The organism is Flavobacterium sp. Root420 (assembly GCF_001427905.1).
In the GTDB taxonomy this organism is placed as follows: Bacteria; Bacteroidota; Bacteroidia; order Flavobacteriales; family Flavobacteriaceae; genus Flavobacterium.
In genome coordinates this window covers 494,062-519,962 of sequence record NZ_LMEF01000029.1, presented here as the reverse complement: position 1 = coordinate 519,962, position 25,901 = coordinate 494,062, and the positions used below count along the sequence as shown (strand labels likewise).

General features: G+C 36.5%; 16 protein-coding genes and 1 pseudogene. 2 read left to right on the top strand and 15 right to left on the bottom strand.

Translation table 11 applies throughout. From position 1 onward, the window contains the following. Positions 1-41: 41 nt before the first annotated feature. The 3 genes from ASC72_RS16535 to ASC72_RS16525 all read right to left on the bottom strand — a co-directional run bounded on the left by ASC72_RS16535 (position 42) and on the right by ASC72_RS16525 (position 8,228). The gene (locus ASC72_RS16535; RefSeq protein ID WP_056193042.1) at positions 42-4,088 is read right to left on the bottom strand and encodes a two-component regulator propeller domain-containing protein; all 4,047 of its coding nucleotides are present in this window, start codon (positions 4,086-4,088) and stop codon (positions 42-44) included. A 205-nt stretch (positions 4,089-4,293) separates the two neighbouring features. Further along, on the bottom strand, positions 4,294-6,849 hold the full coding sequence (locus tag ASC72_RS16530; protein WP_056193039.1) for an adenosylcobalamin-dependent ribonucleoside-diphosphate reductase: 2,556 nt from the start codon (positions 6,847-6,849) through the stop codon (positions 4,294-4,296). A gap of 380 nt (positions 6,850-7,229) precedes the next feature. Further along, a complete protein-coding gene (locus ASC72_RS16525; RefSeq protein ID WP_056193036.1) occupies positions 7,230-8,228 on the bottom strand; it encodes a zinc-binding alcohol dehydrogenase family protein in 999 nt (332 codons plus the stop codon). 92 nt (positions 8,229-8,320) lie between these two features. Here ASC72_RS16525 and ASC72_RS16520 point away from each other — a divergent pair, with 92 nt between their 5' ends. Then, positions 8,321-8,701, top strand: a complete 381-nt coding sequence (locus ASC72_RS16520) for a helix-turn-helix domain-containing protein (RefSeq protein WP_056193033.1) — start codon at positions 8,321-8,323, stop codon at positions 8,699-8,701. A 119-nt stretch (positions 8,702-8,820) separates the two neighbouring features. Here ASC72_RS16520 and ASC72_RS16515 read toward each other — a convergent pair whose 3' ends face one another. From ASC72_RS16515 to rhaT, 10 genes and pseudogenes are all read right to left on the bottom strand, one after another. Next, positions 8,821-9,297 carry a GNAT family N-acetyltransferase gene (locus tag ASC72_RS16515; RefSeq protein ID WP_056193030.1) on the bottom strand — a complete coding sequence of 159 codons (477 nt, stop codon included), beginning with the start codon at positions 9,295-9,297 and terminating at the stop codon, positions 8,821-8,823. 700 nt (positions 9,298-9,997) lie between these two features. Further along, positions 9,998-10,381, bottom strand: coding sequence for a hypothetical protein (locus ASC72_RS16505; protein ID WP_056193023.1), 384 nt, complete (start codon positions 10,379-10,381; stop codon positions 9,998-10,000). Between the two features lie 337 nt (positions 10,382-10,718). Further along, positions 10,719-11,306 carry an LUD domain-containing protein gene (locus tag ASC72_RS16500; protein WP_056193020.1) on the bottom strand — a complete coding sequence of 196 codons (588 nt, stop codon included), beginning with the start codon at positions 11,304-11,306 and terminating at the stop codon, positions 10,719-10,721. After that, on the bottom strand, positions 11,299-12,699 hold the full coding sequence (locus ASC72_RS16495) for a lactate utilization protein B (RefSeq protein WP_056193017.1): 1,401 nt from the start codon (positions 12,697-12,699) through the stop codon (positions 11,299-11,301). Before ASC72_RS16495 ends, ASC72_RS16500 begins: the two co-directional genes overlap by 8 nt. A gap of 33 nt (positions 12,700-12,732) precedes the next feature. Then, complete coding sequence (locus ASC72_RS16490) at positions 12,733-13,473, bottom strand: (Fe-S)-binding protein (RefSeq protein ID WP_056193014.1); 741 nt, start codon at positions 13,471-13,473, stop codon at positions 12,733-12,735. A gap of 272 nt (positions 13,474-13,745) precedes the next feature. After that, a complete protein-coding gene (locus ASC72_RS16485; protein WP_056193011.1) occupies positions 13,746-15,107 on the bottom strand; it encodes an FGGY-family carbohydrate kinase in 1,362 nt (453 codons plus the stop codon). Between the two features lie 10 nt (positions 15,108-15,117). Further along, positions 15,118-16,392 (bottom strand): TIM barrel protein, encoded by a 1,275-nt coding sequence (locus tag ASC72_RS16480; protein WP_056193009.1) that lies wholly within the window; start codon positions 16,390-16,392, stop codon positions 15,118-15,120. 382 nt (positions 16,393-16,774) lie between these two features. Then, a pseudogene (locus ASC72_RS24600) lies at positions 16,775-17,873 on the bottom strand (SDR family NAD(P)-dependent oxidoreductase); the annotation flags it as partial. 1 nt (position 17,874) lies between these two features. Continuing rightward, a partial coding sequence (locus ASC72_RS24595; protein ID WP_371258465.1) for a class II aldolase occupies positions 17,875-19,013 on the bottom strand: 1,139 nt, incomplete at its 3' end. 29 nt (positions 19,014-19,042) lie between these two features. Further along, positions 19,043-20,092 carry an L-rhamnose/proton symporter RhaT gene (gene rhaT, locus ASC72_RS16470; protein WP_056193007.1) on the bottom strand — a complete coding sequence of 350 codons (1,050 nt, stop codon included), beginning with the start codon at positions 20,090-20,092 and terminating at the stop codon, positions 19,043-19,045. A gap of 392 nt (positions 20,093-20,484) precedes the next feature. Here rhaT and ASC72_RS16465 point away from each other — a divergent pair, with 392 nt between their 5' ends. After that, positions 20,485-21,525 (top strand): GntR family transcriptional regulator, encoded by a 1,041-nt coding sequence (locus ASC72_RS16465; protein WP_056193004.1) that lies wholly within the window; start codon positions 20,485-20,487, stop codon positions 21,523-21,525. Between the two features lie 146 nt (positions 21,526-21,671). On the opposite strand, the gene ASC72_RS16460 is transcribed toward ASC72_RS16465, so the two are convergent. Both ASC72_RS16460 and ASC72_RS16455 read right to left on the bottom strand, forming a co-directional pair. Then, the gene (locus ASC72_RS16460) at positions 21,672-23,516 is read right to left on the bottom strand and encodes a rhamnogalacturonan lyase (RefSeq protein ID WP_056193001.1); all 1,845 of its coding nucleotides are present in this window, start codon (positions 23,514-23,516) and stop codon (positions 21,672-21,674) included. 155 nt (positions 23,517-23,671) lie between these two features. Continuing rightward, positions 23,672-25,798 (bottom strand): hypothetical protein, encoded by a 2,127-nt coding sequence (locus tag ASC72_RS16455; RefSeq protein ID WP_056192998.1) that lies wholly within the window; start codon positions 25,796-25,798, stop codon positions 23,672-23,674. Positions 25,799-25,901: the final 103 nt, after the last annotated feature.

The window sequence follows — 25,901 nt, the reverse complement described above, 5'->3', positions numbered from 1 at the left end:
AAAGCAAAAGAGTTTTCAAAAAACAAAAGTCTATGTGATACTTATTTGATGATATTCAGGTCAGAATTAAATGAATTCTTATACTTTTTGATGTATTCTGAAGGCGTCATTCCGAAGAGCTTTACGAACTGTTGCCTGAAATATTTTGGATCTTCAAAACCAACTTCTGCACTTGCTTGGGCAATATTCATATCTTCTGTGAGCATTAACATTGCCGCTCTTCTAATTCTTAGCGAACGGATAAAAGCATTTAAAGTCTGGCCTGAAATGATCTTTATTTTGGTATAAAGTGTTCTATGGCTCATTCCCATTTCGAGTGCAAAATTCTTAATCGTAAAATCTTTTTTATGAATATTGGCCTCGACAATATCAATACACTTTTTCAGGATTTCCTGGTATTCAACCGGAACTTTTTGCGAGTTTTCCCTAAGTGTTATACTGTCCAGGAAATAAGTACGCAAATTGCTTCTGTTTCGCAATAATGACTCCACACGTGCCAGGAGTATATCATCATCAAAAGGTTTTGTAATATAATCATCGGCACCATCTGTAATTCCCTGTAAATGTGTTTCCGGGTTTTTGGAGGCCGTCAATAAAATAACCGGAATATGAGATAAACTGTCGTTTTCTTTTATTTTTCGGCATAATTCCAGACCATCCATATGTTCCATCGTGATATCGCTGATGACCAGATCCGGCATATGCTTTTTGGTCAGCTTCAATCCCTCTTCTCCATTTTCAGCATTATAAACAATATAGTTTTCCGAGAATAATTTGATCAGATAAGCCCTGATCTCTGCATTATCATCTATTATTAAAACCGTACGTTTATCAGTAAGCATGATTTTCTGAAAATCACTTTCTAAAACCATATTATTTAAAGACGGGCTGTTTTCTTCTGAATCATCAATGATAAGTTCATCAAACAACTGACTTCTTTTAGCCACAACATCAGTAATTTCAATATCTTCAAAATGACGGTTTCCTTTCAGAAATGCCAATGTAAAAGTGCTTCCTTTTCCTACTTCACTGCTGCAGCTTACTGTTCCTTTATGTTTGTCAACAAAATATTTCACAATATAGAGTCCAATTCCAAAACCTGTCCCAACGGAAACTTTTGAATTGATCTGTTTGAATTTTTCGAATATAACATCAATATCCTTCTTTTCAATTCCATCACCATTATCAGAAATTGCTAAGATAACTTCATTTTCATTTTCAGAAAGCTTCAGATTAATTTCTCCTCCAACTGGTGTGTATTTAAAGGCATTTGACATTAAATTAAACAAGGAAATTTCTATTTTTTCATAATCGCCAATAATTTCAATATCATGTTGTGGAATATCGAATTTATAGGTAATATTTTTTTCCTTTGCCTGATTCACGAAGCATTGATATACTTCATTGCAAAGGTTATTTACATTTATATTTGATAATCTGAGGGAATCAGCATCATTTTCGGCTTTACGGAAAAGAAGCAACTGATCCACCAGACTCAAAAGCCTGCGGGCATTTCGGTGTGCAATGGCCAGATCACTTCCCGAAGAACCGTTTTGAACACTTTCTTTCTGAACGGCCTTTTTCAGCGGATTTATGATCAGTGAAAGCGGCGTTCTAAACTCGTGCGAGATATAGGTAAACATCGAGGATTGTTTCTCGGCAACTTCCTTTTCTTTCTTGCTTTCCAGCTCGGCTATTTTTACTTTATATTTTAGTTTCTCCTTATTTTTATGATATTCCAAATAGGCAAAAAGAATTCCTGCCAGAGCCAATAAATACAAAGTATAGGCCCACCAGGTTCTGTACCACGGTGGTAAAATTTCGATTGTTACAAGACTTATTTCTTTATTCCATCCACCTTTAAAATTGGTGGTTTTTACTTTAAAAGTATATTTTCCCTCGGTTAATCTGGCATAATTTGCTTTTCGGGCCTGACCCACATAATTCCATTGGGCATCCCAGCCTTCTAAATAATAGGCATAATTAATTTTGTCAGCATTATTGTAATCCAGGGCAACAAACTCAAGGGATAAAGTGGTCTGATCATAAGGCAGGCTTACTTCCTTTATTTTACCCGATTCCCATTCAGAAACCAAATCGTTTTTACTTTCTTCGATCGGCTGATTGTTTACGTAGAAATCTGTGAGCAGTAAATTATTTTGTTGGTTGAATCCTTTGATTGCTTCGGGGAAAAATATATTAAAACCATTAATTCCCCCAAAGAGAAACTCGCCTGTCGATAATTTAATTCCGGCATTAAAACTAAACTGATTGCTTTGCAGGCCATCATTTACAGAGAAATTACGGAACGTTTTTCTTTTTTTATCAAACCGGCAAACGCCATTATAGGTACTCATCCACAAATTACCTTCTTTATCTTCGAGCATTCTTAAAATCGTATTGGAGGGCAAACCATCATCGGTAGTCAGTCTTTTAAAAGTATTGGTTCTTCTGTCAAACAATAGTAATCCGCCTTCCTGGGTTCCCAACCACAGATTTCTGTCTCTGTCTTCATGAATGCATCTTATAGGATTCCCTATATTTGTTTTAGTGATTTTTCTGGTATTTTTTTCCAAAGAAAACAAACTTGTATAATTTCCGCCCCAGAGCTTTCCGTCACTCGTTTGGGTCAAACTTTGCAAATTGGTAATTGACTTATCAAAGAGAACAAAACTGTTTTTAGCCCTGTCAAAAAGATACAATGAACCCTCGTTTGTAGCACTGGCCCAAATATTTGCTTTTGAATCTTTGTAAACCAGCCAAATTTTCTTCTCGATTTGTTTGGTAAAAGGGTTAAAACAAGAATATTGCGTAACCGAATTGTTTTTTGGATTGATTTTATTCATCCCGCCATTCCATGTTGAGAGCCAAATATCATTGTTATTATCACGTACAATTCCGGTGATAAAGGGACTTGAAAGCTTATTGCCGTAATTACTGTATGTATTGGTTTTTCGGTTCCAGTATTTCAAACCTGCACCATCTGTGCCAACCCATAAATTTTTCTTTTCATCTTCACAAAAAGATAAAATAAAATTCTCTGCCGGATTTGTAGCGTTGTAACGAATGTTTTTAAAGTACTTGGGCGTGCTGCTGAGCATACTTATACCACCGCGCAAAGAACCAAACCATTTATTTCCTGCTTTGTCTTCATATAAACTCCAAACCGAGTTGCTTTTGGCCAGCTGCACATCATTTACCATGTTGTAGGGAATCGCTTTTTTATTTGCTGCGATGATTTTATAAATGCCACAACCGTCTGTAGTGATCCAGATCTCCTTTTTTTTATCCAGAAGAATATCGGTAACACTACATTTATTCGAAAAATAATTATCTGAAAGAGCTTCTGATTTGGTATTAAAGAGAAAAATACCTTCATCGGTTCCCAACCAAAGATTTCCGTCAGAAGCCAATTTCATAGATTTTACTTCTTTAGAAAACGGAAAAACTACTTTTAAGGTTTTTGATTTGTAATTGTAACTGCAGATTCCAATATTTCGCACATGAACCCAGCAATGTCCTTTTTTTTTATCGTCCTGAAGGGCAATTGCATCGTAATTATCAATACTGTTATTGCCCATAACTTTAAGGGGAATTTGTTTTCCGAGAAAAGAACCGTTCTCAAAAGCAATTAAACCCAAATTCTGAGAAGCTACTAAAACCAAATTCTCAGACACAGATTGCGTCTGGTGAATAATGTCTTTTAATATTTTTGGCTTTTTGTTTCGCAGCGTATATTCTACAGGATGAAATGTCGCGGTCGTTTTACTGTAAATGCAAATTCCGTTTGAACCGCCAACCCAAATGTTTTTTCGGGAATCACCCTCGATACTATAAATCGTATTAAAAAGTAATGATTTTTTATCGTTGATTCTGTTGCGGAAAACTTTGAAATTATAACCATCATAGCGGTTCAATCCGTCATAAGTTCCAAACCAAAGATAACCATCGCTGTCCTGAAAAATAGTGGTTACCGAATTATTTGACAGACCATCAGAAATATCAAGAAATTTTATGGGATTATCTTGTGTAAAACCTACAGAAGAAAAACCTATTAAAAAAAGAAGATGTAAAACAAAATACCTCAAAATAAATGTTTTTTTGCTTGGTGTAAAAGGTACAATTATAAGTTAATTTTATAGATATTTCATAAAAATTAGCATATAAAAATTAATATACTTCTTTACTTATAAGATTTTACCCTTAATCCGTATTTTTAATAAAGCTATACGTATAAAAATGCCTGCATAAATTCTATGCAGGCATTTTTATAATGGACTTCAAAATTAAATACTATCCACATTTAGATGATCCACAATCATTGCAGGTCAGACAACCTTCCTGATAAATCAAATTTTCAGAGTTACAATTACTGCATTTTTGCCCGTGCGCTTCCGTTCCATCTACAATATAACGCTTCAGTGCGCGTGCCACACCGTTTTTCCAGGTATTGATTGATTCATTGTCTAGTTGCAGGCTGCCTACCAATTCTACCACTTTATCAATTGGCATTCCGTGTCTTAAAGTGCTTGAAATCAGCTTGGCGTAATTCCAATATTCCGGATTAAATTTATGCGAAAGTCCTTCGATCGTGGTTTTGTAACCTCTGGTATTTTTATATTGAAAGTCGTAACGGGTCATGCCGGCATCATTTTTATTTTTAATAATCAATCCGTCCGTAACCCAACGCGGAATCAGGATTCCGTCTTCGTCATCAACAAGACCGGTGAAAATTTCATACGGTTTGCCCTCAATCAAGCCAATAAAAGCAATCCATTTGTCTTTACTGTTCTGAAAACGAACCACGTCAGCTTCTAATACTTGTGGGCGCTTTGTTGGGAACGCGCCTAATTGTACTTCTTTAACTTCTTCTTTTTTTTCTGAATTCGAAATCAAAACACCCGAACGCGAACCGTCACGATAAACCGTTACCCCTTTACAACCCGCTTCCCAGGCTTTCATGTACAATTGATTAACCATTTCTTCTGGTGTATCATTGGGTACATTAATGGTAACCGAAATAGAATGATCTACCCATTTTTGAATTCTGCCCTGCATACGCACTTTGCTCAGCCAGTCGATATCATTGCTTGTTGCTTTATAATAAGGTGATTTTTCAACTAATTGGTCCATTTCTTCCTGACTGTAATTTTTGGTCACATCAAAACCATTTATCAACATCCATTCTTTAAAACGGTGATGAAAAACTACATATTCTTCCCAGCTGTCTCCCACTTCATCCACAAAATCAACCCGGGTGTCTTTATCATTCGGGTTTACCTTTCTTCTGCGTTTATAAACTGGCAGGAAAACAGGTTCGATTCCCGATGTTGTTTGTGTCATTAAACTCGTTGTTCCCGTTGGCGCAATGGTAAGCAAGGCAATATTGCGGCGTCCGTGCTCTTGCATTTGATAATACAATTCACTGTCTGCTTCTTTTAAACGAAGTACAAACGGATTATTTTTTTCTCTTTCTGAATCATAAATCGCAAAAGCTCCTCGTTCTCTGGCCAAATTTACCGATCCGCGATACGCTTCAATCGCCAATGTTTTTTGAATCTTTTCTGAGAATTCAATACCTTCTTGGCTTCCATAGCGCAGGCCTAAAGCTGCCAGCATATCGCCTTCTGCAGTAATCCCGATACCGGTTCTGCGACCTTCATTGGCTTTATGTTGAATATTTAACCAAAGATTTTTCTCTACACGTTTTATTTCTTCATTTTCCGGATCAGCATTGATTTTTTCTAAAATAGAATCAATTTTTTCTAATTCCAAATCAATAATATCATCCATTACCCTTTGAGCTGCTGCAACATGTTTTTTGAAGAGATCAAAATCAAAAGAAGCCTTTTTTGTAAAAGGTTCCTTTACATAGGAAAGTAAATTGATGGCCAGCAAACGGCAGGAATCGTAAGCGCAAAGCGGGATTTCCCCGCACGGATTTGTTGACAATGTTTTGTAACCCAAATCGGCATAACAATCCGGCAAGGATTCATTGATGATGGTGTCCCAAAACAAGATTCCAGGTTCTGCCGATTTCCAGGCATTGTGAATAATTTTACCCCACAATTCTTTAGCCTTAATTTCTTTAGTATATAACGGATTGTCACTAAAAATTGGGTATTTCTGCGTGTAAACCGAATCAGACTTCACTGCTTTCATAAAAGCATCATCAATACGAACCGATACATTGGCACCGGTTACTTTTCCCTGATCCATTTTGGCATCAATAAAATCGGAAGCATCCGGATGATTAATCGAAACCGATAGCATTAAAGCGCCACGGCGCCCGTCTTGCGCCACCTCGCGGGTTGAATTCGAATAACGCTCCATAAAGGGAACCAGTCCGGTAGAGCTCAGGGCCGAGTTTTTAACCGGAGAACCTTTTGGGCGAATGTGCGAAAGATCATGCCCCACTCCCCCTCTTCGTTTCATTAACTGCACCTGTTCCTGATCGATTTTCATGATTCCGCCATAGGAATCAGAATCGTCATTGCCAATTACAAAACAATTCGATAAAGAGGCCACCTGGAACGGATTCCCAATTCCCGTCATCGGGCTTCCCTGCGGAACCAAATATTTAAAATCTTTTATCAGATTAAAAACTTCCTCTTCTGAAAGTGGATTTGCATATTTCGATTCAATTCTGGCAATTTCAGCGGCGATACGACGGTGCATATCATCAGGTGATTTTTCAAAAATATTTCCTTGAGAGTCTTTAAGTGCGTATTTACTTATCCAAACCGTAGCGGCAAGACTATCCCCTTTGAAATAAGCCAAAGATGCCTGCATAACTTCATTTTGAGTGTAAACTTTTCTGGTGCTTTTCGGGGTCCGTGTTTTATCCATGATGCTGAAATTTAGAAGTGATTTTGATAACGTAAATTTAAAAATAAATAAACTATTAAAAAAATTGATTCTAAAAAGTTTACAAAAATTAACACCTAAATAACTGTAAATAAACTATTTAAAAATTCAAAAACATAGAAAAGTTAACAAATAAAATTATCCCAATAAAAAGATAAGTCAAAAACAATGACAAACATCATAGTTGATAAAAAGCAAATTATTAGTTAAATAAGAGGCAGAAAAATCATTTATTTGGAGGTATTTTGAACAATTCTTTTTTTTATTAAGAAAATGAGTGAAGAGCTGTTTCTGTTTAACACCGCAAACTATAGTATATAAAAAAAACGGCCTATCACTTAGAATGAGTCTTGCAATTATTTTCATATTATAGCAATTTGCATTATTAATTTTTCTCCTTGTGTTTTATTTTCACGCAATAGTGTATGCGCCTTTGTAACGGTAGAAATTTCTAAATTTCCGACTATTTTAATGGCAGGTGGAGCGATTATTTTATTCTGCAACAGTAGCCTTAATTGATTTAATCCATTTTTATAATAATCATATCGCTTTTCAAATCCATACACATAATTGGATATATTTAAGATTGTGGCCCCTTTACTAAAAAGAATTCCAGACGACTCGGGCGTAGAAAGATTAGTCACATCTACATAAACGCCATTTGTTTTTAAAAGTCTGGCTCCAATTTCTGCCGTACTATCTCCTACCAGGTCCACAACAAAATCAAAGTTTTTATTTTCATTTAAGGAAAGTGCTGTTTTATAGATTTCTTCTTTTCTATAATTAATGATGTTTTCCGCTTTTACACCAAGATTAAGTAAGGAAGTAATACTATTTTCATTTCCCGCGGTAACCACAATGTTTTTATAGCCATTTGCAGTCAATATTTTTACCAGCATGCTGCCTACTCCACCTGCGGCGCCCATAATTAATATCGAATCATACAAATTGGCATTCATTCGGTTAAAGCACTGCAATGCCGTAAGACCTGATGAGGGAATTGCTGCGGCCTGTTCAAAAGAAATAGTCGCAGGTTTATGTATTGCAATTTCCTGGGGGATACAAATATATTCCGCGTAAGTTCCGTTAGACCCCATACTTCCGGATCCACAGAAAACAGGATCTCCTACTTTGAAATTGGTCACTTTTTGGCCAATTTTTGATACAATTCCAGAGAACTCCCGCCCCAGAATCGAAGAACGCAAAAGCTTTCTTTCTGAGCGGTCTTCAGTCATTTGATAATCAATGGGATTAAACCCCGAAGCGATAATTTTTACCTGAATCTGATACGCTTCAGGTTGTGGAATTTCTAGATCTTCAAGCCTAAATTCCCAATTTTCCTGTAATACAATTGCTTTCATTTTTATTGTTTTATTATACAAAAGTATAGCTGCTATGTGTTATTTTTGTTATGGGTTAATTCCAGGTAACCGGTTACCAGATAGAAACTAGTATGGCAAAAATTAATGATAAGGGAATTATTCGCGAGGCTAACTGCTCTGAAGAGCTTATGGCAATGCGTGATAGTCTGGACGTTTTAGGGGGTAAATGGAAACTGATGATTCTGCGTTTTTTAACCAATAGAACACATCAGGTTATTCACTTTAAGAAGATGCAACGCGAAATTGGCGGTATTTCAGCCAAAATGTTAAGCCAGGAACTTAAGCAACTAGAAACCAATTTACTGGTAAGCAGAACAGAACAAGATACTAAACCTGCTACTGTGGCCTATGCGATTACAGAATATGGAAAATCTGTTCTTCCGGTAACGGAAACTTTGGTAAACTGGGGACTTGCCCACAGGGAAAAAATTATTAAATCTGTAAGTAAATAATTCAATATTAAGCAATCAGGATATACATTTATGAAAAGTTGCTAAAGATATCCTTCCGATAGCTTTTCATAAAAACCTCGCTCTACAAGGTGTTCCATTGAGCTGCCTAAATATCTTACTTAACTTATATCACAACGCATCGTTGTCAATATTTGCTTAAAACCAGCCTTTTCATAAGCTCTGATTGCTGGTACGTTTTCAGAGTAAACATCGAGTCTAACCTCGGTTATTCCTTGAGACAGCACCCATTTTTTAAGATCATCAAGTAGTAGATTATTCAAACCATTTCCTCTAAATTCGGGACTTACATACATGAAGCCAAGATATCCGAATAATTCATGGTTTTGATATGGTTTTGCTGATCGGATTTGGGCATAGCCACAACCAATAATTTGATTCTTATAGTCAATGACCAAAAGTTCTGTTTTGTTATCTGATATAAATTCTTTTATATCATAATAGAATATTTCACCTTCTTTAAGTGTTGGGTCAAATGGTCGTTCTGCCGCAACAAGAGACTGCAGAAATTCTGCCAGTTTGGGTAAATCGGCAGTTGTCGCGCGCCTTATAGCTATGTCTTTTTTATTTATATCCATATTTCAAATGTACTAAAATCACATTTATTATTATTTTTTCTCCACAAACAAAGATATTATAAATGCTAAAATCCCAAATATTAGAAGTATTACAACTCTATAATATTTGGAATTATAATATCTATTAAATACATTATCATTTGGCTTTTTCTTAAAGTCTACTAAAGTGTAAATTATAAACGCAATTCCTATTATATAATAAGCGTACATCATATTTTTAATGTTTGTTTTTCATCTGATTTCTATTTTATATTCATAATCAAGATACTCCCCGATTACTACGGTTTAAGCAAACGAATCGTAAAATTTCAATAACAAAATTAAAAACAATAATATTGAAAAAAATATGAACATTAATGAAGTGTATTTTAGTTGTTTTAGGTATTCTTCAGAACTTCTTCTTTCCAATAACTTATTATAAGACCTACTAGTCAATTTAAATTTTAATAAAAACTTATAAAATTCAAGTCTTTTTAATTCTCTTTTTTGAAATTTTACGGGATTAATAAAAACATACAACCCAAAAATTAACGAGAATACAGCCAAAATAAAAGTAACTACATTTTCCATATATAAATATTATAATTTAATGTAGTTATCTCAATTGATGTCAATTTCTAAAACAGTTAATCATTTTCTCCATAGTTTCTAGTTGAGCTATATTCAAATCAAATACTATATGCTAAAAAGCATTGTAATTTCATTTGCTTTTTTTTAAGTAATCATTTGCCATTTTTTTTGTTTTATCATCCAAAACTTTTTTATCATGTGTAAGAATATCATACACATCAAAGGAAGCTCTTTTATAATTATATTTATTAGACATAATCAAAGAATAATAAAGCAATCCTGTAACTCTTTGTCCACCGATATAATAAATCCCTTTTAATTCATTATATGCTAGCGTATCACCATTAAATAGGGCACGATTCTCTAAACTATCCATTAATTTTTGATTAGATAATTTTTCCTTAAAAAAAGTTCCAGAGTTTTCAGATGTAATATGAACTTTTGCCTCTTCCTTTTTGTTGCATGCAAAAGCTAGTGCTAAAATCACAACAATGATTATAATATTTGATTTCATAATTTTTTAGTAAATTAAAATTTTCTTCTAAAAATTTTAGCCTCATTCTTATATGCTACTAAATTCCCGCTCCCCGAAGTGTTTGTACGCTGGCAAATGTCTCTGATTTTGCGCCATTCTAAACAAATATAATCGAAAAATAGAACATCATAAAGTCTCCGACTTTAAAACTAATTTTCTTAGAATGTTATTTAGTGAATGCAAAAAAAATCATCCCAATATAAGAACTACACATAAAAAATCGGGAAACTTTTATGGGGTTCGCAATTTCTAACAAACAAAAAAAATGCGCAAAGTCAGAGACATTGCGCAATTTTTCATAAGAACATAATATTTTCTATCCCAACAAAAAAACAACCAGTCCCCTCGCGCCATGCGCACCCAAAACCAATGACTGCTCAATATCTGCAGTCTTTGAAGGCCCGGCGATAAAAGTTCCGAAACCATATTCCTGGTTTCCAATTCTATCATATGCTTGTTGCATTGTTGGAATCAGGTCTTTTTTATTGACTATAATAGCCAAATATTGTGTTATGAATGGTGCAACACGTTGTCCTAAAATGTCATCAGTTACCCATAGTGCACTATTTTCAGCTACACCAAAATGTGCTTTTATAATCGTTAATTCCACATTTTGAAGCGAATGCGGATCGTCATTTGTCCAATCTAAAACAGCGATTTCGGAAAGCTCCGGAATTGTAGTTATAATGCGTTTCTCCACTGGATAATTATTCTTGATATAAGATGTTATTTCATTGAAATCAGCAACTTCTATCGGATTTCCGCCAATATTTCTTAATACCGTTTTATACATTTCCAGCACATCAAACTGTTCTGAACCTAAGACCGTTAAATCAGGTAATTCAGCAGCAAGATTCGGCTGACTTTGTTTTATTTTATTTAAAATTTCAGCTTTACTACTCATCTTTTTTCGCTTTAGATTCCCTTGAATTTTTCTTATACCATTCTCTAAAAGATTCTTCCGGAACAGCTGGCATTTCACGCTGATCGTACCATTTGTTCATTTTATTATTGACTAATGCCGGAATGTTTTTCATCACAAATCTTCCTGATTTTCCAGCCAGATTAAATATAGTTGGGTTTGCCAAAACTGTTGCCATGGTTTTCATCGCAATAGTTTTTGAAGTTGGGGTATACCCTTCCTTTACCAAAACCTGGCGCCATTTGTACAACTGGTCGTGAATATCAATTTTTACCGGACATACATTGGTGCACGAACCACAAAGTGTACTTGCAAAAGGTAAATCGGCATTTTTGCTCATGTCTAAATTAGGGGCTAAAATAGACCCAATTGGTCCTGCAACCGCATTATGGTAACTATGTCCACCACTACGTCTATAAACCGGACAAGTGTTCATACAAGCGCCACAACGAATGCATTTCAGGGAATTTCTAAAATCGGCTCTGCCTAATTGTGTGCTTCTTCCGTTATCGACAATTACAATATGAATTTCTTTTCCGTCTCTTGGTTTCTTAAAATGACTTGAAAAAGTAGTGATCGGTTGTCCCGTCGCACTTCTTGCCAATAATCTCAGGAAAACACCTAAGTGTTTGCGTTGCGGAATCAGTTTTTCGAATCCCATACACGCAATATGAACATCAGCTAAATGTGCGCCCATATCTGCATTTCCTTCATTGGTACAAACTACAAATTCGCCTGTTTCAGCAACCGCAAAATTAACTCCGGTTAAAGCTGCTTTACGAGTTAAAAAAGTATCACGAAGCTGGCGTCTTGCCGATTCGGTTAAATATTGAGGATCAAAATTTCCTTTTTCGGTGCCTAAATGTTCGTGAAAAGTTTCACTTACATCTTCTTTTTTAAGGTGAATGGCCGGAAGTACAATATGGCTCGGTGGTTCCTTACGGAGCTGAACAATGTATTCTCCTAAATCCGAATCGATTACTTCGATGCCTTTATCGGCTAAATAATCATTTAGATGACATTCTTCTGTAAGCATTGATTTTGATTTCACCATTTGCTTTACATCGTGTTTTTCCAAAATCGAATGTACAATTTCATTGTGTTCTTTTGCATCGGCAGCCCAATGCACAATGATGCCGTTTTTCTGGGCATTTGCTTCAAAATCACTTAAATAATCATGCATATTGGCCAGCACATTATTTTTGATTTGAGAAGCCGTTTCACGAAGCAGTTCCCAGTCCTGAATTTGATTTGCGGATTTATCACGCTTTTCACGAACAAACCAAAGCGTTTCATCATGCCAGTTTACGCGCTCTACATCTTTATTGAAAATTGTTGCTGCCTGGCTGTGATCTATATTTTTTTTTGAAGACATTTTTTGTGAGTTAGAAGTAAATGCTGAAATCTTTTAATTTTCCAGTGAATTTAATATCTCGGCAATATGAATTGTTTTGATGTTGCTTTTTTGTCTTTTCAGAATTCCTTCCAAATGCATCAGGCACGACATATCGCCTCCTGTTATGTAATCGACATTATGGTTTTCATGATCTTTAATTCGGTCCTGGCCCATTTTGACAGAAACTGCTTCTTCGGTTACGCAGAACGTACCTCCAAATCCGCAACATTCATCTTTTCTGGAGAGAGAAACCAAATCGAGTCCTTTTATATTGTGCAATAATTGTTCGGGTTTTGAGAAAAATGGCGCGTTTAATTCGGTCATCTGCGAAAGCTTTAAACCACGTTGTCCATGACAACTGTTATGCATTCCGACTCTGTAAGGAAAGTTTCCGTCTATATGATCTACTTTCAAAACATCAGTAATAAACTCTGTCAGTTCAAAAACTTTTTTACGGATTTCAGATGCTAATTCTTTGTTCTTTTCGTCGTGTAAATGATCTTTTACATGTAAAACACAACTTCCTGATGGGCAAACGATATAATCAAAACCAGCAAAATTGGCTATAAAATTAGCATCGCAGCCTTTCGTTAAATGTTGATATCCGCTATTAGCCATCGGTTGTCCACAACAAGTTTGTCCCATCGGAAAATGAACATCGCAGCCTAATTTTTGTAAAAGTTCATAGGTTGCAATTCCTACTTTTGGATAAAATTGGTCGACATAGCACGGGATAAAAAGTCCAACTTTCATATTCTTAATTTTTTAAACACATAGAAAAACTATGTGGTACTATTTTTTCTCTCAGATTTGGCAGATTTATTTTAATCTTTTTAATCCTTTAATCTGTGGCTAATATTTTCACGCAGATTTAAAAGATTTAAGCAGATGCGCGCAGATCATTATTCAAAATTAAATCTGCCCCACCCGAGCGATAGCGAACAGGCGAAGCAATCTGCGAGAAATAAAAACTTTCTAATCCTTTAATCTGTGGCTAATATAAGATATACAAACAAGCTATTATATTAATGTTTGTAAAATTTTAAATCAATTAAATCGTTCTGAATCGGTTTTGGATTCCAGTTTTGGTGGATTGCCAATGCAGCTCCTAGCGCACTTGCCTGCGCCATAGACGCGGCATACACTTCTACATCCGGGAAAGCTTCTGCCAGTAAATTCATGAAAATGGAGTTTTTACTGAAACCTCCATCCACAAAGATTTTCTTTACCGGACTATTGTGAATCACCAAATTAGTAGAAAAAACCTGTTGTTCAACAAGGTCAAGCATCAATTGATGATAGGCAATGTCGTAACTTTTAAAAGTATTGAGGTCTCTTTTTTGAAAGGGACATTCCTTCAGTATATCAAAATGATATTTCTTGGGATAAACAATCTGGAAGTTTAAAGCTCTTAGGTTTGACACGATTTTTTTATCAAAATAAATATCTTTAAAACTATCAAAGGGTACGTTAAAATGCTCTGCCAGTCTTTTAGCTTGTATTTCATGTTCGTTACCTGAAAACAAACGGGCCGCCTTTACGGGCTTCTCCGTGTATTGCATATAACACAAACAATCGTATTTTAATTCTTCGAAAGTTAAAGGTCTATTATTGAAGGGATTCAGAGAAATACTCCAGGTTCCTGTTGATAATAAAACAAAAGGTTCTGTAAAGTTGATCGTGTAGGGAATTATGGCTGATGAACTATCGTGTAATCCTACCCCAACAGCTAAACCATCTTCTTTTTTGATGATGTCTTTTCCAAAATGAAGTGGGGGAATCTTTTCGATTATGGCTTCTTTTTTGAGCCATTTATGATACTTCATCTTTTTAAAATTCCAAAGATTGGTATGACATCCGATACTTGTAATATCAGAATAGGCTTCGCCAGTTAAAAGAAAACTTAAATATTGTGGCAAATGCAGGCAATATTTAACCTTATCAAAAAGTTCCGGTCTTTCTTCTTTGAGCCTGTAAATTTGCATTCCGGAATTAAGACTTCCTAAAACAGGAGAAGCTGTTTTTACTGCAAAAACTTCTTCTCCTTTATACTTTTTATAAAATTCCTGCTTTAATTCCTCCGGATAATCTTTTAGATAATTATACAAAGGCGTCAAATTTTTGCCCTCTTCATCAATATAGACAAAACTGGCTCCATAAGTGCTGAAATTTATTGCTTTTAGAACATAGTTTGTCAGATTTTTTATTTCTGATAAACATTCAAATATCCAGTTTTTGAGTAACTCAATATCCTCGCATGGAAAACCGTCTTCGTCGACCGTTTCATCGAAATTCACCGATTTTTCCCAAACAATTCTATAATTTTCATCAAATAAAAAAACCTTTTTGTTTGTCTTACCAATATCAAAAATTGCAACTACATTCATTTTGTATTTTTTATAAGCCTGTAGCCATCGTTTTTAATCCTCTTTCTCCAATTAGATTTTTTCTAACATCAAGGCCACGATACAATGCAACGGGATTTAATGCAGCACCTGAACGCAAACGGGCTTCAGCAACTAATGCGCGAACATCGGTACGGAAAGCATTTTGCAGAATTTCCTGTGCTTTTACAACATCATTTTCGTCTTGCGCAATTTCTAATGCTTTTCTGTCTACTAAAAGTGCCTGAGCATAAGCAATCATAATCGCTTCAACTGATTGTAATAGATCTTCTAATGGATCTTTAATATTATGAGAAGCATCGATCATCCAGCCTAAATCTTTAGCATGATTCATTCCTCTTGCATCCATTCCTTCAACCAATTCATTGAAAATCAAGAACAATTGGTATGGTTTCAACGCTCCGGCAGTTAAATCATCGTCTCCGTATTTTGAATCATTAAAGTGGAAACCACCTAATTTTCCTTCCATGAGTAATAAAGAAACGATTTGCTCAATATTAGCATTTGGCAGATGGTGTCCTAAATCAACCAAAGTTTGTGCTTTATCTCCTAATTTTTTGACATAAGAATAAGATTGTCCCCAATCTGCCACTGTAGTGGAATAAAAGTTAGGTTCAGCACATTTGTATTCTAAAAATAGTTTCCAGTTTGAAGGCAATGCAGCGTAGATTTCTTCTAAACTTTCTAATGTGTTTTGATAGGCACGGCGGAAGTTTAATTGTCCAGGAAAAGAAGATCCATCTGCCAACCAAACGGTTAACGATTCTGACCCTAAAGCGATTCCTTGTTGAATAACTTCAATATTGTGGGCAATTGCCTGTTTGCGAACTGCTTTATTTACGTTTTGTAAGGATCCGAATTTATAGGTGTGATCCTGACTTGACTGATCCTGAAAAGTATTAGAGTTTACAGCATCAAACTTTAAGTTATGCTCAGCTGCCAAAGCTTTGATTGCATTGTGATCTGTTGGAATATCCCACGGAATGTGCAATGAAATCGCTCCTGAAGCATTGTTTAAAGCATGAAGCAAACCTACATCTTCGATTTTTTCTTCTAAAGAACGTGGTTCTCCACCACCTGGAAAACGCCCGAATCTGGTTCCTCCTGTTCCTAAAGCCCAAGATGGAATTGCGATTTGAAAATCGATTAATTTTTGAATAATTGATTCTGTTTCACCAATTTCAGATGCGGTAAAAGCAAATTTATTTTGGTGTTTTTTTAATAACTCATCATTGTGAGATTCTATTTTGTTTGCTCCAATTAACATATTCTTTTTCTTTTAATGGAATTACAACGCTAAATATATGTAATGAATTCCTGTTTAACTAACCTATTTTGTGCAATCTTGTTTGTTTAATAATTTCTTCATCTTTAAAAAAAATCTAACGCCCGAGGGCTGTCGGACGTTAAATTCACAAAAAACCACTTTTGCTTAAACAAACTTAAAAAAAACTATTTTTATCTATAGAAGCCCATTGCTACACCACCGTCTACGTTCAGGGCATTTCCTGTTGATTTATTCAACAATCCTCCTGNTGTTTGTTTAATAATTTCTTCATCTTTAAAAAAAAATCTAACGCCCGAGGGCTGTCGGACGTTAAATTCACAAAAAACCACTTTTGCTTAAACAAACTTAAAAAAAACTATTTTTATCTATAGAAGCCCATTGCTACACCACCGTCTACGTTCAGGGCATTTCCTGTTGATTTATTCAACAATCCTCCTGTAAACGCAAAGCATGCATTGGCAATATCATCAGGCAATATGATTTCGTTTAATAGTGTGCGCTTGGCATAGTAAGCCGGTAGTTCTTCTACCGTAATACCATACGCTTTGGCACGACCTTCTGCCCAGCCTCCAGACCAGATGTTGGAGTCTGAGATCACAGCATCAGGATTTACCGTGTTCACACGGATTTTATCAGCTCCAAGCTCTGCTGCCATAAGACGCGTTAAGTGTGCCTGTGCCGCTTTGGCCGATCCATATCCGGGATTGTTCGGACCTGCAACAACAGCATTCTTCGATACGATATTTACGATATCGCCTCCAAAGCCCTGTTTTCTCATTACCTCGATTCCGGCTTTCGATACAATAAATTGTCCTTTTACCAAAATGTCATATAATCTGTCCCATTCTTCAAGGGTATGTTCAGCAATAGATTTTGAAATACTGATTCCGGCATTGTTTACCACGATGTCCACGCCTCCAAAAGCAAGACAAGCTTCGTCGAGTGCTTTTTCAGTGCTGTTCTCATCGGTAACGTTTAGAAGTGTACTAGAAACAGCATCTTTTCCAAATGACTTGACAAAGTCTTTGGTTGCTTCTTCGAGTCTTTCTTCATTGATATCGTTGATAATGACACAAGCTCCTTCCTGGGCGAACTTTTTGGCAATAGCTTTTCCAATTCCTCCGGCTGAACCAGTGATTAGGGCTACTCTTCCAGACAATGCTTTTGGTTTTGGCATTCTTTGCAATTTTGCTTCTTCCAATAACCAATATTCGATATCAAAAGCTTCCTGATGTGGAAGGGATGTATATTCTGAAACTGCTTCTGCACCTTTCATTACGTTCACCGCATTCACATAATATTCTGATGCCAGTCTTGCCATGGTTTTATCCTTGGCAAAAGTAAACATTCCAACTCCCGGGTATAAAATAACCACCGGGTTTGGGTCACGCATTGCCGGTGAATTTGATTTCTTGCAGGCATTGTAATAATCCTTGTACATCGCTCTGTAGCTTTCAAAANTATAAAATAACCACCGGGTTTGGGTCACGCATTGCCGGTGAATTTGATTTCTTGCAGGCATTGTAATAATCCTTGTACATCGCTCTGTAGCTTTCAAAAGCAGGCTGTAATTTTGCTTTGATAGCCTCTACATCTGATAAATCCTCGTTTGGATCCAGTTCCAAAACAAGCGGACTGATTTTGGTTCTTAAAAAGTGGTCCGGACAAGAGGTTCCAAGCGGGGCCAGTTTCTCCAGATCATTGGAGTTTATGAATTCCAAAACCCTTGCATCATCGGTATAATGCCCGATCATCTGGCGCTCTGAGGAGCAGAATCCTCTCAAAATCGGAGCTATTTTTGCAGCTTTCAATCTTCTTTGGTCCAGCTCAAGGCTTTCTATTTTTTGTCCTCCAAAAACAGGACGTTTTTTTCCGTAGTTGTTCTCAAGATATGTTGCACATTTCTCGATCACTTCAAGGGTGTTGATGTAACTCTCATACGAAGTGTCTCCCCAGGTAAATAAACCGTGAGAGCCTAACATAATACCTCTTAATTTTTTTCCTTTTTTCTCTGCTTCTTCCAAACAGGCTCTTAGCTGCAATCCAAGATCGAAACCAGGACGCTGCCAGCCTACCCAGCCTATTTCACCATTGAATAATTCCTCGGTGATTTTTGCCCCGTCTTTAGCCGCCGCGATGGCAATAGCCGCATCAGGATGCAGGTGGTCAATATGTTTGAAGGGTAAAAATCCGTGCAAAGGTGTATCGATAGACGGCGCTTTTGAAGCCAGATCGAAAATACAGTGGTTGAAAAGTTCCACCATTTCATCTTCGAATTCAATGCCCCTGTAAACGTTCTCCAGATTACGAAGTCTCTCTAAATAAAGTGCCGCACAACCTGATTTTGTAAGTGTTCCGATATCTCCTCCGGAACCCTTGATCCACATTACCTCTGAGCTTTCTCCCGTTAACGGATCCTTGTCCGTGATCTTAACTGAAGTATTTCCTCCTCCGTAATTGGTTAATCGCAAATCAGCTCCCAAAAGGTTGGAACGATAAATGAAAAGCGCTACTTCATCTCCTGCCAAAGCGGCTGCCTTAGACTCATCCCACAGGTAGCTTACATGCTTAAAATTCAATTTTGTATTTATATTCGACATTGGTTATAATTGGTTGGTTATTTGTTTTCTTATAATGAATTTCCGATTCCGACCAATACGATCGAAAGCATAATTAATCCGATTCCCCATAAAAAAGTTCTGAAGGTCTTTTTCGACACTCCTGACCATTCTTTCAGATAGAATCCCCAGAAATTTGCGGTAAGGATAATTGTTGCCATATGCAGAATCCATGAGCTTGCTCCGTTTCCTAATTTGCTCTCTCCCATTCCGTAGAAGAAAAACTGCAAAAACCACATGGTTCCGGCAAGGGCAGAAAAGAGAACATTTTTAGTAATTGGAGTTGCTGTATTGGTATAATCTCCGAAAGTTTTGTTTTTGAAATTAAGGTACATACACCAAATAAAATTGGTTGTAAGTCCGCCCCAAAGCAAAACGATGTAGGTAACGTTATTCTGGAATAATGGATTGCAACCCGATACAATAGCAGCTTCAGCCATTGGTTTTCCGGCTTCAATACCGAAGTTGAAAAATGAACTCAAAATACCTGAGATCACCGCAATGATAAGCCCTTTTACAAGACTGAACTCTTTGTCCTTATCTTCATGTCCTGTTGCAAAATCTTTTTCTTTCAAAATCCCTGCTTTACCGGAAATGGCAATTCCCAAAAGGCAAACTACAACTCCTAATAGAACCAGTTGTCCACCTGGATTTGAAAGCATATGAGAAAATGAAATTTTTCCTTCAGTAGGATATATATCATAATAAATAGAAGGCACCAAAGCTCCAAAAGCAGAACAAAATCCCAAAATAATAGAATTACCAAGAGACATTCCAAGGTAACGAACACCTAACCCGTAAGTTAGTCCGCCAATTCCCCAAATTAATCCCATTGTATAGGTAAAAGCTTTTATTGTTGGCGACGCCGCAGCGATAACTTCGGTAAAATGTGGAATCGTTAAATAAGCTGCAATGGGTGGTACAATTAACCAGGAGAAAAACCCTCCTACGATCCAGTAGCTTTCCCAAGCCCAATCTTTAACTTTTTTGAATGGCATATAAAAGCTCCCTGAAGAAAATCCTCCAATGGAGTGAAAAATGATTCCTAATAATGATTCCATTTATTGTTTTTGTTTGTGGTTATTTGTGATAGTTAATCTCGTTTTGTAAAATAAGAGAATGTAGAAAACAAAACTATCCTGTACTATCCTTTATGATTTGCATTTATGTTAAAACCGAATAATATTGCAAAGAAGAACGCATTTATAGTCGGTAAATAAATTTAAAATTTCTATTTTAGCAATCGATTTCGCAATTGTTATACCTGCAATTAGCCTTTAAATAAGCAAATCACCCAAATATGAAAGTATTACCTTATTTAATTGGATACTTTTATCGAAAAAGCAGCAAAAAATGATGTTCAGAAGTTTTTTCGAATTCAGCTTTTAATACAAATTATAATTCAGAATTATGTTACGCTTTTATCTAAAACATAATTTGCAAGACTTACAAAATGATTAAACTTATTAAAATCGATGAAGATTCAAGGGTTCCTAAATACAAACAGATTGTAGACTCTATCCTGCAAAATATTGCTAACGGAAATTTGAAGATAAATCAAAAAATACCTTCTATAAACAGCTTTAGTGAAGAGTTCTATATGTCTCGCGATACGGTTGAAAAGGCGTATAACATATTAAAGGAACGAAAAATCATTTCTTCTATCAGAGGGAAAGGTTATTATATTACCCGAACCAAACTGGAATCTAAAGTAAACATATTATTCCTGTTTAATAAACTCAGTGCATACAAAATGAAAACCTACAACTCATTTATTGATACTGTTGGTGCCAATGCTCATACCGATTTACATATTTACCACTGCGACGAAACACTGTTTTTGAATTTACTTGATAAGTTTGAAGGAGCATACGATTATTATGTAATTACAACGCATTTTAAAACGGATGAACTGAAACATTTAAGTTTTACAGACGATGTTGTAAAAGCCATTCAAAAAATTCCAAGGGAAAAGCTGGTCATTATGGATAACATCAAGCTTAATATGGATGGCGAGATCATCAAAATTTATCAGGATTTTGAAAACGATATTTACAACGCCCTAAAAGAAGGACTTTCGAAAATAAAAAAATATAAAAAGCTCATTTTAGTTTATCCCGAGAAAGCAGTTTATCCTTACCCACGCCGCATCTTACACGGATTCAGAAAGTTTTGTGTAGAATACGAAATAAATTTTGAAATCCTGGATGAAGTGTATGATGATATGATCCTTAAAAAAGGCGATTTGTTTATTACTATTGAAGAATCGGATTTGGTGAATTTGATGAAACAAATCAGGGATGAAGAATATGAATTAGGAAAAGATATTGGCGTTATCTCCTATAATGATACGCCTTTAAAAGAATTGCTTGGTATCACGGTAATGTCAACCGATTTTAATGTAATGGGAGAAACTGCCGGCCGAATGATTTTGAATAAGGAGAAAGGATCGGTAAAAGTGCCTTTTAATTTTATTGATCGGAATTCGATTTAGGGGTTTTGCCACAAAGACACTAAGTTTTTTCTTTTAAATCTCGCAAAGACGCAGAGTCGCAAAGTTTAAGTTTTAAGCACTTTACTTTTCGACTCTGCTTTTTTTTTTGAACATAAATCTTAGTGTCTTTGTGCCTTCGTGGCAGATTATTTTTTCATTAAAACTATATTCGGCTTAGGTGCCGGTTTCATGTCTTTACCCATATAAAAACTCGTATGCGGAGGCTGATTGTAACCTACATTTTGCCAGGCAATACTTAGCCTGTATTGTGGGTCGTGCATTAGCGTATATTGTCTTAGCTCAGTTGGTATTGTTGTCGAATAGATTCTTAATTCTTTATTGTCTTCCGATCTCAGAATTAATTCTTCACGCCAGTCTCCTAAAATATCTGCAGAAAGTGCCGGTGTTGATTTTGTTCCGTTATTTGATGCGGCTCCTGTGGCGGTAAATAACCTGCCGGCATTATATTTATCTATATAATTTGAATTCAGAAGCTCTCTTGAAGTATCGCCATCCCAATAAATTAAGAAATTAGTTGATGTTGGTGCTTTTCCGATTACATTTCCTTTCATATCATGTAAGTCCGGAGAACCTGACCACCAGCATTGCGCCCCTTTTCTGGTCGGGTCGATATTGTCTGCAACACCTCGCCCGACATCTTCATTTAGAGAAGCAGTAAACAAAACTTTTCCATCAGCGGCTGAAAAGAATGTTACTCCCGGTCCTGTTGTTCCGTTCTCGATTTCATGTATTCCAAAAACTTCTAAACCCGGAACATCCAAATCAAGATCCGTAACATGCAAAGCGTCGCCATGTCTGAAACCTGTTGTATACAAACCTTGCCCATTATCATCAACACACATGGATCCGTAGACAATTTCATCTTTTCCGTCCTTATCCACATCAGCCACAGATAGTCCGTGATTTCCCATTCCGGAATACGGATTCTCAGCATCTTTACTATCGAAAACCCATCTTGAAGTCAGTTTGCCATTTTTAAAATCCCAGGCCGCTAAAACCGTTCTTCCATAATAACCCCGACACATAACAACACTCGGGTGAATGCCGTCTAAATAGGCAATACAGGCTGTAAAACGATCAATTCTATTTCCTTTGGTATCATTTCCACCGCTTCCGCCATGTCCGCCCCAGCCTCCAAGATCGCCACGCTCTGCGATATAATCTACAGTTGTAATGAGTTTTCCGGTTCTGCCATCAAAAACCGAAAGATATTCCGGGCCTTTTAAAATTTTACCACAAACAGCAGAATTCGGATCTCTGTCTACCCAGTCTTTTGAAGCATCTCCTACGACATTATTTTGACTGTCCGTAGTTCCGTCTGCCGTTTTACATACAAATTCAGATATTCCGTCGCCATCTAAATCATACACCATAAATTGGGTATAATGGGCGCCTTCGCGAATGTTTTTTCCTAAGCTAATCTGCCACAGAAATTTTCCATCTAAAGTATACGCCTGAAATATTGGTGGATCTGTGATTCCTTTAAAAGAATTATCCAGACTTTTTCCGGTCATATGCACAATTAAATCATATCTCCCATCACCATCCAAATCGCCCACCGAAAGATCATTCGGAATATATCCTTCAACTGGTTTTAGGACAATTGATAAATAATCTTTATCCGGACTAGAAGGAGGAATCGTAAAACTTCCTTTTGTTTCCGTTTCTTTTCCGTTTAAAACTGTTTTGACAAACCAGGTATTTTCTTCCTGCGGATTTGCTTTGGTATCTACAAAATTGGTCGCGCCTGAAATCGGCTTGTCATTTAATTTGGTTGCTTTTTTAGTACCACTTTTTCGGTACAAATTAAAAGCCAGATCATCAGAATCGGTTCCCAGAACACGCCAACCTATAAAAAACTGACCTTTGTCTTTAACGGCAATAATGCCACGGTCTAAGTTTTCCATTTGTCGCTGTGCAAAAATGGAACAGGAGAAAAATAATAGCAATAATAGAATTCTATTTTTCATAATTGATTTTTTTATGGGATTGTAATGGAACACGCATGACACGGATTTAGGCGGATTGTCACGGATTTTATTTTGATATTCTTTGCGGACTTTGCAGTTAAGCCATATAAGTACTAATCCGCCTAAATCCGTGTCATCCGCGTGCCAATTCTTTATCAAAACATTTTCTTAAATCCTTCGCTTTTCACTTTCCAGCTACCATCTTTTGGGAAACCTGGATTTTCTTCTGTAGTTCCGTCCCAGCCCGCGCACATCATGGCAACGGCGGTTAATAATCCTCCGTTTCCGGGAAGATATAAAGTCAGTCTTTCCGCCTGATAATTGTGTCCGTTTTTCAAATACGTATTGGTGGTAACATTCATAAATAAAGCATCAATTGCTTTATCCGGCATGTTCAAACGTGCTGCAGACATCGCTGTCATTGGAAAATCCCAACCCCATGTTTTATCCCATGACCATGTTTTCCAAACCAGATCAAACGTGTTTTTCATGATTTTTTTGTCTAAAAGAGAAGTTTCCGGAAGCATTCCGAAAGTTCCTAATACTGATGGATGATCGGTTTTGAATTCCGGATTGGTATACGAATCTGTGGCACTTTCTGTCGCCAGATAAACCTGATCAGCGACTGGTAAAGGAGATAATTTAGCCAAAACCGTTTCCCACTTTTCCGGTACTTTTTGGTTTAATTTTTTCTTCCATGCGATGGCTGTTTTTAGAGCCCAGTTCCAATACGCTAATTCGTATGTTGGGTTAAAGGTTTCCATGGCCTTAAATCTTTCCTGCGCCGGAATAACGCCTGGCCCTAAAACATAGCGATCCTTTTTAGCATCGTAATTGGCAAACGAAGCCATGAAATCTGCTGTTGCAAAAACTCTTTCGCTATATAAATTTAAAATAGCCGTTGTTGGTTTGTCACGGTACATTAATTCGGCATATGTAATAAAATGAGGTTGTTGCCAAATTAAAAATGAACCTACAGAAGACGGACTTTCATTCCCGTCAGGATCTGTCATTTTTTGCCATCTTGCACCTTCAAAACCTTGCCTTTTGGCAATATTTTTGGCTTTGTCAAAAACCTTTTGATACCACGGAAGGCTTTTCTCTAATAATTCCGGTCTGCTCCAAAGTGCAAAATGAACCCCATGCCACCAATGCATTTCTAAGTGCGGCTTTCCGTACCAGCTGTTATAGGTTAAACCCGTTTCCTGTGGCGGAACTTTTCCTGTACATTGTACTTTTGTCAAATATTGCGAGAGTATAACTCTTCGCTCTAATTCGGGTGCACGTTTGTCTGTACTCCCAGAAAAATCTACAGCTGCACCGCTTTTCCAAAACTGCTCCCAGCCTTTTATACTGCTGTTTTCAATATCTGCAAAAGAAGAATTTGTTGCCGATTTTTTATCTGCTAAAGCAAAAAGACAACTGACCTCTAAAGTGTTGGTATTTGATGCTTCAATCACAAAATAATGATCTGCAGTCTTTTTAATTTGTGCATTTCCTTTCCAATTTAAATTGATATTGTATGAAATACTATCCATCACATGGGCTACAACGGCTTCGGTTTTTGATTTTTCAACCAATGTGCTTTTGTAATTGTCCTTCCCTTCCCATTTTGTTCCCATATCCGCCCAGTCCCCTGTTGGAAACGGAATTCTCAAACTGATTTTTAACCTTTTTTGCTGCAATAAATCCGATTTTACTTTTACGCCAATCGCATCTTTTTCCTGATGTGAAGCGGTAACAACTGTAACCGGGGTTCCTTCGACTTCAAAATAACTTTCGATTTCCCCTGTCCATAAATTCAATTTTTGAGAAATCGCTTTGATGTCTTCCGGTTTTGCCAGAGTTCCATCTTTCCTGGTGATTTCAAAACCTAAATTCCCCAACTGCAATAAATGCGGATTTTGCCTGAACCAGTTCACTGCTTCCACTTTTCTTGCTGGTTCTTTAATTTGAACCGTGTACGAAATATCTCTGCCGTACTGTTTGTAATCACGTAAAGTCTCTGAGAATTTATAGCCTTTGGTATTTTTATAGCTGTCCCACCCCCACTCGGACTGTGTTCCAAGCGGAATTCCGTTTTGGTATTTCTTTGGAAATGTCTGCAATCCGGTAGCATCAACGGTAAAAGCAAAAGCACCGTTCCCGACAGTCAAAGAAGCCAAAGTATCAATGGCCGTAATTTGAACGTTATGTCTGGTTACCAAAGCTTTTCTGTCTATTTTTTGTGCCGACAACGACAAGGAAAATAATGCCGTAATAATCAATTGATATTTTTTCATTTGCCTGTAATTTGGTTAAATATGTCGCCCCGATGGGGCTTAAATCTTGGGGTTAATTCTATTCTATAAACATATTGCTCCTCCGGAGCATTTTTCAACTTTA

Excerpts from the sequence above, each read along its gene's own strand:
- ASC72_RS16530 (WP_056193039.1), bottom strand. The coding sequence starts at position 6,849 with ATGGATAAAACACGGACCCCGAAAAGCACCAGAAAAGTTTACACTCAA.
- ASC72_RS16525 (WP_056193036.1), bottom strand. The coding sequence starts at position 8,228 with ATGAAAGCAATTGTATTACAGGAAAATTGGGAATTTAGGCTTGAAGAT.
- ASC72_RS16520 (WP_056193033.1), top strand. The coding sequence starts at position 8,321 with ATGGCAAAAATTAATGATAAGGGAATTATTCGCGAGGCTAACTGCTCT.
- ASC72_RS16515 (WP_056193030.1), bottom strand. The coding sequence starts at position 9,297 with ATGGATATAAATAAAAAAGACATAGCTATAAGGCGCGCGACAACTGCC.
- ASC72_RS16505 (WP_056193023.1), bottom strand. The coding sequence starts at position 10,381 with ATGAAATCAAATATTATAATCATTGTTGTGATTTTAGCACTAGCTTTT.
- ASC72_RS16500 (WP_056193020.1), bottom strand. The coding sequence starts at position 11,306 with ATGAGTAGTAAAGCTGAAATTTTAAATAAAATAAAACAAAGTCAGCCG.
- ASC72_RS16495 (WP_056193017.1), bottom strand. The coding sequence starts at position 12,699 with ATGTCTTCAAAAAAAAATATAGATCACAGCCAGGCAGCAACAATTTTC.
- ASC72_RS16490 (WP_056193014.1), bottom strand. The coding sequence starts at position 13,473 with ATGAAAGTTGGACTTTTTATCCCGTGCTATGTCGACCAATTTTATCCA.
- ASC72_RS16485 (WP_056193011.1), bottom strand. The coding sequence starts at position 15,107 with ATGAATGTAGTTGCAATTTTTGATATTGGTAAGACAAACAAAAAGGTT.
- ASC72_RS16480 (WP_056193009.1), bottom strand. The coding sequence starts at position 16,392 with ATGTTAATTGGAGCAAACAAAATAGAATCTCACAATGATGAGTTATTA.
- rhaT (WP_056193007.1), bottom strand. The coding sequence starts at position 20,092 with ATGGAATCATTATTAGGAATCATTTTTCACTCCATTGGAGGATTTTCT.
- ASC72_RS16465 (WP_056193004.1), top strand. The coding sequence starts at position 20,485 with ATGATTAAACTTATTAAAATCGATGAAGATTCAAGGGTTCCTAAATAC.
- ASC72_RS16460 (WP_056193001.1), bottom strand. The coding sequence starts at position 23,516 with ATGAAAAATAGAATTCTATTATTGCTATTATTTTTCTCCTGTTCCATT.
- ASC72_RS16455 (WP_056192998.1), bottom strand. The coding sequence starts at position 25,798 with ATGAAAAAATATCAATTGATTATTACGGCATTATTTTCCTTGTCGTTG.